Consider the following 13,285-nt stretch of genomic DNA (forward strand, 5'->3'; position numbering starts at 1 on the left):
CTTGCGCAGCTGCTGGACCTGCCGGTTAGCGCAGCGTTGGGCCGGCCGCTGCAGCAGCTGTGCCCGGAACTGGACATGCAGCAGGCGCTGCAGGAAGGCACGGGTGAAGAAAACCGTGTGATGCGGCTCGGCTCGCACGTCGTGGTGAGCAATTTACTGCCTATCCTGGAGAACGGCGAACGTACCGGCCTGGTCCTGACCTGCCAGGACATCACCGTTGTGCAACGTGCCGACCAGCGCATCCGATCCACCCGCCGCCCCGGTGCGTTCACTGCCCGTTACCGGCTCGACCAGCTCAACGGCAACAGCAAGGCCAACCGCGAGATGCTGCAGTTGGCCAAGCGTTTTGCCACCAGCCATTCGACCATCCTGATTACCGGTGAAAGCGGCACCGGCAAGGAACTGCTCGCCCAGGGCATCCATAACGAAAGCCCGCGCCGGCAAGGCCCCTTCGTCGCCATCAACTGCGCGGCGTTTCCAGAGTCGTTGCTGGAAAGTGAACTGTTCGGCTACGAGGAAGGCGCCTTCAGCGGCTCGCGCAAGGGCGGCAAGCCGGGCCTGATCGAAGCTGCGCACCTCGGCACGTTGTTCCTCGACGAGATTGGCGACATGCCGGTGTCGCTGCAAACGCGTCTGCTGCGGGTCTTGCAGGAGCGCGAAGTGCTGCGTCTGGGCGGCACCGAACCCATTGCCATCGACGTGCGCGTCATCGCCGCCACTCATCAGGACCTGCGTGCAGCCATGGAGGATGGCGATTTTCGTCCCGATCTCTATTACCGGCTCAATATCCTGCGTCTGCAAACCACACCGCTGCGTGAAAGACCTGAAGACATCGCTCAGATCAGTGCAAGCATCAGCCAGCGCCTGCTCGTACAGGGCCAACCCGCGGGCGCTGCCGATATACCCGCCGCACTGCTGCCGTACCTTGAGCGCTATGCCTGGCCCGGGAATGTCCGGGAACTGGAGAACGTGATCGAGCGGGCGATGCTCTCGACGCGCGAGCTGCTCAAGGCGCATCGCGTGGACGAGCAGTACCTGGCTCGCGTGCTGCCCGAACTGTGCGAAGGCCCTGCCCTTTCAACCGCCCGTAAAAAGTCCCCACGCGAAACGGACCTGCACACCATCGGCAAGGCTGCGCAACTGCGTCATGTAAAGGAAACGCTGGAAAGCTGCCATGGCAACCTCGACGAAGCCGCTCGTCGCCTCGGCATCAGCCGCACAACCTTGTGGCGGCGCTTGCGATCTGCCAATTGAATGAAAGCCCCAATCCCATGTTCAACCCATGACGTCTGGTTGGACAGTCTCAAGGCCCGATACCGTCTAATCATCCGCCAACTGACTGGCTCGACGTACATCGCCGGGTTGCTAGCGACTTTGTTGTGGGGGGCGCTCAACCTGTTTAGTTACCTGGAGATACTCATTCTGCGAGCGCTTCGCCCTCTATCAGATCCGGCGACTATGCGCGGTGTACTGTATCGTCCGGCATTCTTGCTCAGTCGCCTGAGGACCATGCTGATGCAGTCGGAGCAGTCGGAGTAGGACAGTATGGCGCCCGGAGGTGCGTTTTCGCGATGTGCATGTTCAGCCGGTCTGGACGCGACTGATCGCTTTCGACCCATTGGTGCCCTTCGCGGGTGAGAGTTGAGGGCCAGCTGCGTCTCGCTGAAACCCAGTTTACTAAGCTATCTGGCATGCTTTTGCGCTACCCGGGTCGCAGTAGACGAAGATCGCTGCAATGAGCTTGGAGTGATTCATGACACCCCTACACTGACGGCAATTCAATATCGTGCTACAAGCGCTTTTTCAAAACTTAAGCCATTCGGCCTATTGGTTACTTAAAATCTGGCCGGCGTTGCCCCAACGCATTTAACCCAAAGCCATACAAAAGCCCCTTATCCTTGCCCTTGATATTATTTCGCAACCACAAAATAGTGAAAACTTAGCCCCGGAGCGAAGTCGAAATTTGCTCGTTAAGAACATGCGCATGCTATTGGATGTGGACTTTCAATATAGCCACTTTCATGGTCAATCATTCTTGGGCTGTTTGTATCACCGACAGGCGTATCCATGGTAATTCGCAGTGAGCTTGAGTACAGCCGCCCAGAGTATTCTTGAGGGTCGGTGCAGGAGGACGCACCGACTGCGGAAAATTGATGTGACTCCTGCAACAGGCGTGAGGGCTCAACTGTGCAATCTACGCACCACCTGTGCGACCACAAGATCCAGATGCGCCCCACCGGCGTTCTTGTAGACTGTGATGTCCTCTGCCGCTCGGAAAAAGAGTTCCGGGCGGCAAAGATCGTAGAGATCTCCTTCTATCCTACTCAGCGCCCCCGTTTTCAGCGGTCCGCAAATATCGCCGCTAACCTGCGCGGTCGTGAAATCATCGACGTACACCCGGGCGTTGATGAACAGGTCATCATCGGCTTCCCTCATATCCTCACGAAAGCCACCGACCAGGTCCACATGCGTGCCGGGACGGACCAAGGCGCCGGAGATCACCGGCTCCGTGGCGCTTGTAGCACAGGTAATGATGTCGGCCTTTGCGATCGCTGCCGGCAGGTCGGTCACTACCTCCACCAACACGTCATCGCCGAATGTGGGCACTGCCGCCCGCCACTTTTCGGGGGATCGATTCCAAAGCAGAACATGTGTGATCGAGGGCCGCACATGCATGTAGGCCTCGCACAGCGCCTGAGCGATGGGGCCAGCCCCGACCACAAGCAGCGTGCGGCTATCCGCTCTGCTCAGGAAAGAAGCCGCCAGGGCGGAATCGCCGGCAGTTTTCCACCGGGTGATTTCAGGGCCATCCATTAACGCAACGATCGCTTTACTCTGCTCATCTATGACCAGAAAACGGGCTTGTTCTACCGGCAATGGCGGCTGCAACTGGCTATTGGAAGGGTTGATGGAACACACCTTCAACCCTGCACCGTACCCGGGAAGCACCACACCTCGACTCAACAGTCCGTAGCGGCTATCACCGATAAAGAAACTTTCTCCTTCTGAGCGCTGGCCCTGATGTGCATCGTGAAGTGCTTGAATTACCCTCCCCCAGTCCAGAAAAGAGGCGATGGTTTCAGCATCATAAATTCGCATCGTTCAAATCTCATGGTCGGTACTAAACGGCTGCACAAATGTAAACGCCGTGGCCCAGTGGCCACGGCGTTCATTCGCTGCAATGCACCAAGCTGTGAAAAGGAGGCTGCGGCCATGCTCTGCCACAGCGCTTCCACGCCGCGGTTAGCTAGCCTGCCTGATCAAGCCGCGCTGAACATCTTGTGGGGATCGATAACAAATTTCTTGGGTACACCCGCATCGAACTCACCGTAGCCTTCAGGTGCTTGATCCAGGCTGATCACCTGCACACCGACTACCTCGGCAATGTTGATGCGGTCCCACATGATCGCCTGCATCAGCTGACGGTTGTACTTCATGGTGGGCGTCTGGCCGGTGTGGAAGCTGTGCGATTTTGCCCAGCCCAGGCCGAAGCGGATGCTCAAGGCACCCAACTTTGCAGCCGCATCGTGCGCGCCCGGGTCCTCTGTCACATAGAGGCCGGGAATACCAATCTTGCCGGCCACACGAGTGACCTGCATGAGCGAGTTGAGCACGGTAGCTGGCGCTTCCTGTTTAGCGCCTTCGTGACCGTGGCCGCGCGCTTCGAAACCTACCGCGTCGATCGCGCAGTCTACTTCGGGTTCGCCCAGGATATCGGCGATCTGCTCGTGCAATGGGGTGTCCTTGGTCAGGTCGACCACTTCGAATCCTTGCGACTTGGCATGCGCCAGGCGCAGCGGATTCAGGTCGCCAACGATCACACAGGCAGCGCCCAGCAGGCGCGCCGAAGCAGCGGCAGCCAGGCCGACCGGGCCGGCACCGGCAACGTAGACAGTGCTACCTGGACCGACGCCCGCTGTGACGGCGCCGTGGTAACCGGTCGGCAGAATGTCGGACAGGCAGGTCAGGTCACGGATCTTTTCCATGGCCTTGTCGCGCTCAGGCAGTTTCAGCAGGTTGAAGTCGGCGTACGGCACCAGCACATACTCCGCCTGGCCACCCGTCCAGTCGCCCATGTCGACGTACCCATAAGCACCACCTGGGCGATCCGGGTTAACGGTAAGGCAGACACCGGTATGCATTTCCTTGCAGGAGCGGCAACGGCCGCAGGCTACGTTGAACGGCACCGACACCAGGTCGCCGATCTGCATGCGCTCAACATCGCTGCCCTTTTCGACGATCTCACCGGTAATCTCGTGCCCCAGCACTAGGCCGACCTGGGCAGTGGTGCGGCCGCGAACCATGTGCTGGTCGGAGCCGCAAATGTTGGTCGAGACCACTTTCAGAATGACGCCGTGTTCGATCTTCTTGCCGCGTGGGTCCTGCATTTTCGGGTAGTCAATGTGCTGCACCTCGACCTTCCCTGCGCCCAGGTACACAACACCTCTGTTATTTGCACTCATCTACTACCTCTCTTTTTGGTAAAACTCGTTCACTTCAAAAATCGATCTTCGAATGGATACCGCGTGAGTACCTCACAGCCGTCATCCGTGACCAACAACTGGTTTTCAAGCTTGATGCCGTCCCGCCCCCCCACTTCACCGATGTAAGCCTCCACGCAGAGTGCCATGCCCGGTTCAAGTACACCTTCATAACCGTAAGACTCGACGTCCTCGGGATAACGGATGCATGGGTACTCATCGCACAAGCCGACCCCGTGGAACATCACGCCATAACGTTGGGCGCGGCATGATTCGGGCAGACGATGCCCGAGCTTGGTCAGTTCAGTGAATCCAACACCTGGACGAACCAGCTCGGTGTTGTGATGAATGTGCTCGAAGGCAATCTGATAGAGCCGCTTCTGTTCTGCAGTAGGCTGCAAATCCCCGCAGATCCAGCTACGCGACATATCTACACACATGCCATAGACACCGATCAGATCGGTATCGAAGGACACCAGGTCTCCGTCACTCAAGACCCTAGGCCCCGACTCTTGATACCAAGGGTTGGTGCGCGGTCCAGAACTCAAGATGCGCGTTTCGATCCACTCGCCGCCCCGACGGATATTGCCTGCGTGAAGTGCCGCCCATACGTCGTTTTCCGTCGCCCCCGCATGCATCGCTTCGCGCATCTCACGAATGGATGCTTCGCAGGAAGCCACAGCACAGCGCATGGCCTTGATCTCATCGGGCCCTTTGATGACCCGCGCGTACTCGGTTACCTCTTGGCCGCTGCAAACCTCCACGCCGAGAGCATCAAGTGCCCGAAGGCCGGCAACCTCGATGCGATCAACAGCCAGCCTACGATTGGCGCCCCCGTGCGTGCGTAGGAGTTCGTCCACTTGCCCAGCAAAACGCTTGGCATGCTGATCGGTGCGATCGCCCGTTTCGAAGAAGAAAAACGAGGCTCCGCTACGCAGCTCGCTGACCAGTGGTAAATGGGCTGAGAGGTGATCACAACCATGGAAATCCCACAACACCACATGCCCACCGGCAGAAACAAAGCAGGCCCTGGCAGGGTTGTGAGTGGTCCACAACTGCATGTTCGTCGTATCAGTGGCGTAGCGAATGTTAAGCGGGTCGAACAACAGAATGCCGGCAACGTCACGGGCCTGGAGCTGCTGAACCAGGCGTCCCAGACGATACTCGCGCATCGTCGGGAGATGGGGCACCGCCAGCGATAATGCTGCCCATTCAGCGAAAGCCAATGGCGTTGGGCCGATTTCAGTACGGTCGTTGTTTGCTGAAGAGCCGTCCGGACGATGCCGGGTAGGATCGATATGTCGGCTATTGGCAGAAATGGAAAATGGTGTACTTCCCATAGCTCACGGTTGTCCTGATGTTCTTGTCATCTCACCTTGGCACCCGCTGCGCGACCGCCTGGATTCATTGTCCCCAGGCGACGCGGTTGGTGCCGTTCGGTGTGGGCAGGGGTTCGGTCAGTTGCTTGCCTGGGCAGCAGCGGCGCGGGCCGCCTGCAACCAGCCATCGAATTCCTGTTGATGGGCGGCAATCCATTCTTTGGTGTGACGCTGGATATCGGCCATGGATTTCTCCCCCTGCTGCATTTTCAGGTTCTGCGCGCTTTCGTCAGCAGCCGGGATCTGCATCACGGAAAGAAACTTGACTGCTGCAGGGTTTTTCTCGGCGAAATCGCGATTGACCAACGCCTGCACCTTGTCCAGCGCGAAGCCGAGGTTCTTGCCCTCATAGACGGTGTTGACCGTGTTATCGCCGCCGGGCAGGTCAGTTTTGGGCACCTGCAGCCAGACGACATCTCGCCCTTCCACCAACACACCTGCTACCCATTGCGGAACCCAGGTGTAGTAGAGCACCGGCTTACCTTCCTTGAAGCGAGAGATCGTGTCCGCCATCAGGGCGAAGTATGAGCCCTGATTGACATGAACCGTTTTCTCCAGATCATAGGCCTTCATCTGATGGGCGATGACAAGCTCGCAACCCCAACCGGGATTGCAGCCGGTCATATCCGCTTTACCGTCGCCATCCGCATCGAAGAGCTTCGCGATTTCAGGTTTTTTCAGGTCGGTGATGTACTTGATGTCATATTGATCGGCTGTTTTCTTGTCAATCAGGTAACCCTGCAAGATTCCTGGCAGGATGTTGCCAACCTTGATCATATTGGCGTCGCCACCGGCTTTCTCGTAGAACGCAGCGTGCAATTTATCCCAGGCGTTCACGGTAAAGTCGGCATCACCATAACCGACTGCCAGCACCATGGTGGCGTACTCAGTCTCCTTGGGCTGTTGAACTTTGTAGCCAAGCTCGCGCAAACCCGCCAGGGCAACTTCTCCGCGGAAACGTTCTTCATCGACGGAAGGAAACGCTGGGGTGATTTTCACGCCCTCCCCTGGCTTATCCGCTGAAGCGTTGGCCCCCAGGCAGAACAAGCTCAATGCCACGGCGCAGGTGCCGTGAAAGAACTGACGGGCAAATTTGGACTCGAGCATCTTCGCGTACCTTTTTAGGATTATTGGATGGACTGCGGCAGATAGAACAGAGCAGCTCAGGCGGTCTCACGCCGAACGCGTGGCGGGTTTTTGTTGAACAAGCGAAGGACAAATCCAGTAGGGCCGGTGTGGTACCAACGCCGGCTCGGGTCAGCACTGGTGCGGGCGCCCATGGCCTGAGTCAGACGGTCGAGGAAAATCGCCAGCAGAACCAGCCCAACCCCACCGACCGTGGCCAGGCCCATGTCCAGGCGACCGATGCCGCGCAACACCATCTGGCCCAGGCCGCCGACCGAGATCATCGAGGCGATCACCACCATCGACAACGACAGCATCAGGGTCTGGTTGAGGCCGGCCATGATGGTCGAGGTGGCCAGCGGCAGTTGCACGCGGGTCAGCATTTGCCGTGGCGTGCAGCCAAAGGCGCGGGCAGCCTCGATCTTGTCTTCCGGCACCTGGCGGATCCCCAGGTTGGTCAGGCGCACCAGCGGCGGCAGGGCGAAGACGATGGTCACCAATACCCCCGGCACGTTGCCAATACCGAACAGCATCACCACCGGTACCAGGTAAACGAACGCCGGCAAGGTCTGCATGGCGTCGAGCAGTGGTCGGATGATGCTTTCCAGGCGGTTGCTGCGGGCGCAGACGATGCCCAGCGGAATACCGATCACCGCGCAGAAAAATACCGAGGTCAGCACCAGCGCCAGGGTGGTCATCGACTCCGACCACACGCCGATCAGACCGAGCAAGGTCAGGGTGATGAAGCACAGTAGCGCCATGCGCTTGCCGGCCAGCTGCCAGCCCAGCAACGACGACAGGATGATGCCGATGGTGGGTGGGATGCTCTGCAGGGTGAACTCGATGCCATTGAGCACCTGGTCGATCGGCCAGCGGATGGCGCGGAACACCTCACGGAAGTTGTGCACGAGGAAGTTCAGGGTGGCGGTAACCCAGTCGCCCAGCGGGATGGTGGCCGCCTGGAACGGGTCGAGAAGGCTGAATTCGGACATGAGGGCTTACCTCTTTATTGTTTTAATGGCGGCTCAGGGTCTGCAGTAGCTCGTTCTTCGACAGCGTGCCCTTGAAGGCACCCTGGCGGTCGAGTACTGGCACCGGGTACGGCAGGTCGGCCGCAATACCCAGCACTTCGTGCAACGGCGTGTCGATGTACACCGGGCGCTGCTCGTGCAGGCTATAGCGATCACTGGTGGTGGCGCCGTTGCCATCGGTGTCGACCACGCCCAGCAATTGCCCGCGGTCGTCCACCAGATAGCCGAATGGCACACCGGCCTGGAAGCTCGGTGCTTTCCCGTTGACCTTGCACACCACGGCGGGGTCGAACTTGGCCACATCGCCGGCCTTGAGCACCCGCGAGCTGTCGAAGCTCTTGAAGAAGGTGCGCACGTAGTCGTTGGCCGGCTGGTTGATCAGCTCTTGCGGGGTGCCGATCTGCACCACGCGGCCGCCTTCCATGATGGCGATGCGATGACCGATGCGGATGGCTTCTTCGATATCGTGGGAAATGAAGATGATGGTGCGCTGCTGCTCGGCTTGCAGGCGAATCAGTTCGCCCTGCATCTCGCTGCGGATCAGCGGGTCGAGCGCGGAGAAGGCCTCGTCCATGAGCAGGATGGCGGGGTCGTTGGCCAGCGCCCGGGCCAGGCCTACGCGCTGCTGCATGCCGCCAGACAACTGATGCGGGTAGCTATGCTCATGACCGGCCAGGCCGACCTGGCTAAGCGCTTCACGTGCACGGTTGTGACGCTCGGCTTCGGACACACCGGCGATTTCCAGGCCGAAGGCGGTGTTTTCCAGCACACTCATGTGCGGCATCAAGGCAAATGACTGGAACACCATGCCCATTTCCTTCCGCCGAACATCGAGTAGCGCTTTATCAGAGAGTCCGGTGATTTCTTTGCCGTTGAGATGGATACTGCCGGAAGTGGGCTCGATCAGTCGGTTGAACAGCCGCACCATGGTGGACTTGCCTGATCCGGACAACCCCATGATGACGAAGATCTCACCGCGTTTGACGGAAAAACTGGCGTCGAATACACCAACCACATGCCCTGTGCTTTTGAAAATCTCATCTTTGTGCGCGCCCTTTCTCAGCATATCCATGGCCGATTCAGGACGCGGCCCGAATACCTTGAAGATATTCTTTACCGAAAGGATTTCGTTGCCTTCACTCATACGACCCTCTTTATTATATTTGTGACCAATTTGCCGACTCGTTACACGAGTCGCCACATAACTGGCAGGTCGCTCTGCAGGTGCGAGCGATAAATTAGACGAGGTGACCTGCTCGGTGAGCACGGGCACTGATGCGCAGGACTTCCGTGAGTCAATTACTTAGCTTGCAATCCATTTTCATCTCGACTTAAACACACTTTAGGCCAGACTGCGCGGGCCTCATTGTATGCCTCAGTCAAAAAATGTAATGTCCAGGCAGATGCGATAGAACATACAAGAAAAGCGGCTTGCATAACTACAACTCACCCAGGCATAACTTGGAACCCCAGTGATTTTTTTGTAGCGACGCGCGGAATGGCGTCTTAATCTGTTCCGCGCACATGACTGAGCCTAGACGTATTCGGACGTGCTGTACCGCTAGGCTATGCCCTGCTTAGCTTTACTTCTCGACGAAGCTCCTCTTCAGCACCTCGCTCGGAACCCGTATGAAAAACCACGAAACGAATAACAATCATAAAGGCTACCGACGCATCATCCCATCCATGACCGCCCTGCTACAGTTCGAGGCCGTCGCGCGTCACAACAGCTTCACGCTCGCCGCGGCAGAGCTGGGGGTTTCCCAAGCCGCTGTCAGTAAGCAAATCAAGCTTCTGGAAGAAAATGTCGGTACTCAGTTATTTCAACGCATGCATCGCAACATCTACCTGACCGAAGCAGGACAGACCCTGTTTGCCATTATTTCGGAGGCGTTGCAGAAAATTGCCAGCGGGTTCGACCAGATTCTGGAAGGGAATGAAAAAGAGGAGATCGTCCTGTCTTCCACCGCTCCCGTGTCCCAGTTCCGGATAATGCCGCGCTTGAATACGCTGGTAGACGCCCTGCCCCACGTCAGGCTCAGGCTGTCGACCCAGATGTTTCTGGGGGACCTCAAGGCGCCGGATTTCGACATGGACATCCGTTTCGGCAACGGTCATTGGGATGACGGTGAAGCCATCCTTTTGTTCGAAGAAGAAGTTTTTCCGGTGTGCTCTCCGGCCTGGCTGGCTCGCAACCCTATGCCGTCAACCCTTGAAGATCTGACCACCGCTGGGCTGTTGGACGCCGAAGCCACATCGGAAGGCTGGATCACTTGGCCGGCTTGGTTCAAAGAGCTGGGCGCCAGCTACTCGAAGCTGACCATTAACCTGCGTTGCAGCCTTTACACCGATGCCATTCAAGCTGCAGTCAACGGTTACGGCATCGCACTGGGGTGGGGAAGGATGGTCGATCACCTGATTGACAGCGGTGAACTGGTCAAACTTGAACCTTTCGTCGTCAGGCCCAAGAAGTCGTACTACCTCATCGTTCCAAAAGGTCGTCCCGTAACAGCGAACGTGACCGCCGTGGTGCAGTGGCTGCAGAGTAAAGCGGTGCCACCTACCAAGAAAATCGTCACTGAATAACTTAGGGTTATGCAAGCGTAAGAATTGGTGCGTTGACGAGATATGGGAGTGCTCAAATAATTCACTGGCGTTCATGGCGAACTAAAAATAAGAGCCCGTGAGGATTACAATGAGCACTTCCCCTATCAAAACGCATCGTGAGTTGTTGGACTCGCGCAAGCCTGGTTTCGGTATGCCTGGCGAACTCTACAGTCGCCAGGACGTATTTGAAAACGATCTTGAAGTCTTCTTCCATAAGCACTGGATTCTGGTTGCCGTTACCGCTGACGTCGCTGAGCCTGGCGATGTTTACACGGTTGATATCGGCAAAGCGTCGATCCTTGTCGTGCGTGATGATGACGAGCAGGTCCGTGCATTCCGCAACGTTTGCCGCCACCGCGGTGCACGTCTGAAAGAGGCCGGCAAATCCACAGTCGGCATGCTGGTCTGCCCTTACCACCAGTGGACCTATGACCTGGACGGCAGCCTCAAGCACGCCAAGCACATGGGCACCGATTTCGATCCTTCATGCCGAAGCCTGATTCCCGTCAACTGCGAAGTGATTGGCACCCACGTGTTCGTTTGCCTGAGCGATACACCGCCAGAGGACATCAAGGTCCTGGCGGACACCATGCGCCCACGCTTCGAACCCTTTGACCTGACCAATACCAAGATTGCCTATGAACTCGACTATGTCGAGAGCGGGAACTGGAAACTGGTCATGGAGAACAACCGGGAATGCTATCACTGTGAAGGGACTCACCCTGAATTGATCGTTTCCTACCAGTCGGAAGACCTGGGTGTAAGCCTGGAGGAAATGACCGAAGAGCAGCGGGCTTCCTACGATGCCTATAAGATTCGTAAAGCAGGTATCGAAGCCAACTGGGAAAGCGACGGCCTGCTCTATGCCACGGTAGAACACCTGGCAGACGATGCCCCTACCCAATTCCGCACTCAGCGCATGATCATCGCGGGTTCCGGCGAATCGCAAACCCTCGACACCAAGGTGGCGTGCACCAAGCTGCTTGGCAACCTCACCCGCAAGGATCTGGGCGACACCCATATGTGGGGCAACAACGCCTGGACCCATGTGATGAGCGACCACGCCATGATCAGCTGGATCTTCCCACTGTCGCCGGACAAGACCCTGGTCCGCACCAAATGGCTGGTTCACAAGGATGCGGTCGAAGGCGTCGATTACGATCTCCAGCGCCTGACCGAAGTCTGGGTCGCTACGACCCAACAGGACGCAAGCCTCGTCGCGATCACGCACAGCGGCACTCAAGATCCGGCATTCGTACCTGGGCCCTACTCTCAATTCACCGAGCCGTATGTTGACCAGTTTGCACGCTGGTACTCCACTCGCCTCGCGGCTCACGGGATTTAACGGTGATGGGCATGATCGAGAATATTGCCAGCCTGCGAGCTGATCAGCGCTTTGCCGACACTGACCACTGGGCGACGTTTGGCGTCCAGTGGGCGAGCGGTGAAAGTAAACGGATCGAATGCTTGACCGTCGTGGACGAAACCCACGATGTCAAAACATTTGTCTTCCATTGCCCTGATTACCACGCGCTGGCATACGAACCAGGGCAGTTCCTCACGGTGTCACCTGTCGTGAACGGCGAAAGCATCTCCCGGTGCTATACCCTCTCGTCGACGCCGACGCGCCCATTCACCTTCAGCATCACAGTGAAGCGGGTGCCGGGTGGCATCGTCTCCAACTGGCTACATGACAACCTGCGTGCCGGTGATGCGCTCATGGCTTCCGGCCCGGCCGGCATCTTCACGCCCGTAGCCGCGCCTGCCAGAAAGTTGCTATACCTCTCGGCGGGCTCGGGCGTAACGCCGGTGATGGCCATGACCCGCGCCGCTGCGGATTTGCACGCCGACCTGGACATCGTGTTCGTGCACAGCGCCCGCACCCCGAAAGACATCATTTTCCGCGATGAGTTGTCGCGCCTCGAGCGATCCATGCCACGTCTGAAGACTTTCTTCTTCTGCGAGAGCAACGGGGACGAACCTGACTGGCAGGGGCCAACGGGCCGGTTGTCGGTAGAGCAACTCCGACAGCTGGTCCCAGACTTCCTCGAGCGGGAAGTATTCACCTGCGGCCCGAAAGGCTACATGGACGCAGTGAAGGCTCTGCTGCAAACCGGCGGCTTCGACATGAGCCACTACCATCAGGAAAGCTTCGATATCAACGCCGAAGTCGTGGTGGGCGCTGAAACTACAGCGTCGGTCGAAGCTGCACCCGGGACGGACACCTTCACAGTGCGCCTCGCACGGTCAGGCAAGGAATTCACCATGACCGCCGACCAAACCGTACTCGCTGCTGCGAAAAAGGCGGGTGCAGTGGTGCCGTCGTCATGCAGTCAGGGCGTATGTGGCACCTGCAAGACCGCCGTTCTGGAAGGCACTGTGGAGATGCACCACAACGGTGGCATCCGTCAACGCGAAATTGATAAAGGCCTGCGCTTGCTTTGCTGCAGCCGACCGACATCCAACCTGGTTGTCGACCTCTGACACTGACCGGATGCCGTCCTGCCAAACAGCGGCGCCCCTTTCTGGAAACTCTGATCATCAACCTTCCAGGAGATCCTGGTTTTGGCTGGTGCGCGGCGAGCGCCGCGCATCAGCTTTTTTCATTACGTTTCGATCATCGATATGCCGAGCTGACTTGCAGCTTTCAAGAATAAAAAGG

General features: G+C 58.0%; 10 protein-coding genes. 4 read left to right on the forward strand and 6 right to left on the reverse strand.

The genetic code is table 11. The annotated features are described in order from the left end of the window. On the forward strand, window positions 1-1,254 hold a 1,254-nt coding region (locus ACNFG0_RS21055), incomplete at its 5' end, for a sigma-54 interaction domain-containing protein (RefSeq protein ID WP_416766236.1). Between the two features lie 927 nt (window positions 1,255-2,181). Here ACNFG0_RS21055 and ACNFG0_RS21060 read toward each other — a convergent pair. From ACNFG0_RS21060 to ACNFG0_RS21085, 6 genes are all read right to left on the reverse strand, one after another. Then, window positions 2,182-3,099 carry an ornithine cyclodeaminase family protein gene (locus tag ACNFG0_RS21060; protein WP_416766237.1) on the reverse strand — a complete coding sequence of 306 codons (918 nt, stop codon included), beginning with the start codon at window positions 3,097-3,099 and terminating at the stop codon, window positions 2,182-2,184. Window positions 3,100-3,260: 161 nt separating this feature from the next. After that, window positions 3,261-4,463, reverse strand: a complete 1,203-nt coding sequence (gene fdhA, locus ACNFG0_RS21065; RefSeq protein WP_196166859.1) for a formaldehyde dehydrogenase, glutathione-independent — start codon at window positions 4,461-4,463, stop codon at window positions 3,261-3,263. 29 nt (window positions 4,464-4,492) lie between these two features. Beyond that, on the reverse strand, window positions 4,493-5,821 hold the full coding sequence (gene dddP, locus ACNFG0_RS21070) for a dimethylsulfonioproprionate lyase DddP (protein ID WP_416766239.1): 1,329 nt from the start codon (window positions 5,819-5,821) through the stop codon (window positions 4,493-4,495). A 117-nt stretch (window positions 5,822-5,938) separates the two neighbouring features. Beyond that, window positions 5,939-6,967: a glycine betaine/L-proline ABC transporter substrate-binding protein ProX gene (gene proX, locus ACNFG0_RS21075; RefSeq protein ID WP_196166858.1), complete on the reverse strand. Its 1,029-nt coding sequence runs from the start codon at window positions 6,965-6,967 to the stop codon at window positions 5,939-5,941. A gap of 56 nt (window positions 6,968-7,023) precedes the next feature. Then, window positions 7,024-7,977 carry a glycine betaine/L-proline ABC transporter permease ProW gene (proW, locus tag ACNFG0_RS21080; protein ID WP_196166857.1) on the reverse strand — a complete coding sequence of 318 codons (954 nt, stop codon included), beginning with the start codon at window positions 7,975-7,977 and terminating at the stop codon, window positions 7,024-7,026. A gap of 22 nt (window positions 7,978-7,999) precedes the next feature. Next, window positions 8,000-9,160: a quaternary amine ABC transporter ATP-binding protein gene (locus ACNFG0_RS21085; protein ID WP_416766241.1), complete on the reverse strand. Its 1,161-nt coding sequence runs from the start codon at window positions 9,158-9,160 to the stop codon at window positions 8,000-8,002. 485 nt (window positions 9,161-9,645) lie between these two features. On the opposite strand from ACNFG0_RS21085, the gene ACNFG0_RS21090 reads away from it, so the two are divergent. The 3 genes from ACNFG0_RS21090 to ACNFG0_RS21100 all read left to right on the forward strand — a co-directional run bounded on the left by ACNFG0_RS21090 (window position 9,646) and on the right by ACNFG0_RS21100 (window position 13,107). After that, window positions 9,646-10,602 (forward strand): LysR substrate-binding domain-containing protein, encoded by a 957-nt coding sequence (locus tag ACNFG0_RS21090; protein WP_196155175.1) that lies wholly within the window; start codon window positions 9,646-9,648, stop codon window positions 10,600-10,602. Between the two features lie 109 nt (window positions 10,603-10,711). Beyond that, window positions 10,712-11,968, forward strand: coding sequence for an aromatic ring-hydroxylating oxygenase subunit alpha (locus ACNFG0_RS21095; protein ID WP_416766242.1), 1,257 nt, complete (start codon window positions 10,712-10,714; stop codon window positions 11,966-11,968). 5 nt (window positions 11,969-11,973) lie between these two features. Then, window positions 11,974-13,107 carry a hybrid-cluster NAD(P)-dependent oxidoreductase gene (locus ACNFG0_RS21100; RefSeq protein WP_196155173.1) on the forward strand — a complete coding sequence of 378 codons (1,134 nt, stop codon included), beginning with the start codon at window positions 11,974-11,976 and terminating at the stop codon, window positions 13,105-13,107. The last annotated feature ends 178 nt before the right edge of the window (window positions 13,108-13,285 follow it).

Origin of the sequence: Pseudomonas sp. NY15372 (assembly GCF_048068215.1) — a bacterium.
In the GTDB taxonomy this organism is placed as follows: Bacteria; Pseudomonadota; Gammaproteobacteria; order Pseudomonadales; family Pseudomonadaceae; genus Aquipseudomonas; species Aquipseudomonas guariconensis_A.

What these genes read in the sequence shown, in the direction of transcription:
- ACNFG0_RS21095 (WP_416766242.1), top strand. Translation starts at nt 10,712, where the DNA reads ATGAGCACTTCCCCTATCAAAACGCATCGTGAGTTGTTGGACTCGCGC.
- ACNFG0_RS21090 (WP_196155175.1), top strand. Translation starts at nt 9,646, where the DNA reads ATGAAAAACCACGAAACGAATAACAATCATAAAGGCTACCGACGCATC.
- ACNFG0_RS21060 (WP_416766237.1), bottom strand. Translation starts at nt 3,099, where the DNA reads ATGCGAATTTATGATGCTGAAACCATCGCCTCTTTTCTGGACTGGGGG.
- fdhA (WP_196166859.1), bottom strand. Translation starts at nt 4,463, where the DNA reads ATGAGTGCAAATAACAGAGGTGTTGTGTACCTGGGCGCAGGGAAGGTC.
- ACNFG0_RS21085 (WP_416766241.1), bottom strand. Translation starts at nt 9,160, where the DNA reads ATGAGTGAAGGCAACGAAATCCTTTCGGTAAAGAATATCTTCAAGGTA.
- ACNFG0_RS21100 (WP_196155173.1), top strand. Translation starts at nt 11,974, where the DNA reads ATGGGCATGATCGAGAATATTGCCAGCCTGCGAGCTGATCAGCGCTTT.
- proX (WP_196166858.1), bottom strand. Translation starts at nt 6,967, where the DNA reads ATGCTCGAGTCCAAATTTGCCCGTCAGTTCTTTCACGGCACCTGCGCC.
- proW (WP_196166857.1), bottom strand. Translation starts at nt 7,977, where the DNA reads ATGTCCGAATTCAGCCTTCTCGACCCGTTCCAGGCGGCCACCATCCCG.
- dddP (WP_416766239.1), bottom strand. Translation starts at nt 5,821, where the DNA reads ATGGGAAGTACACCATTTTCCATTTCTGCCAATAGCCGACATATCGAT.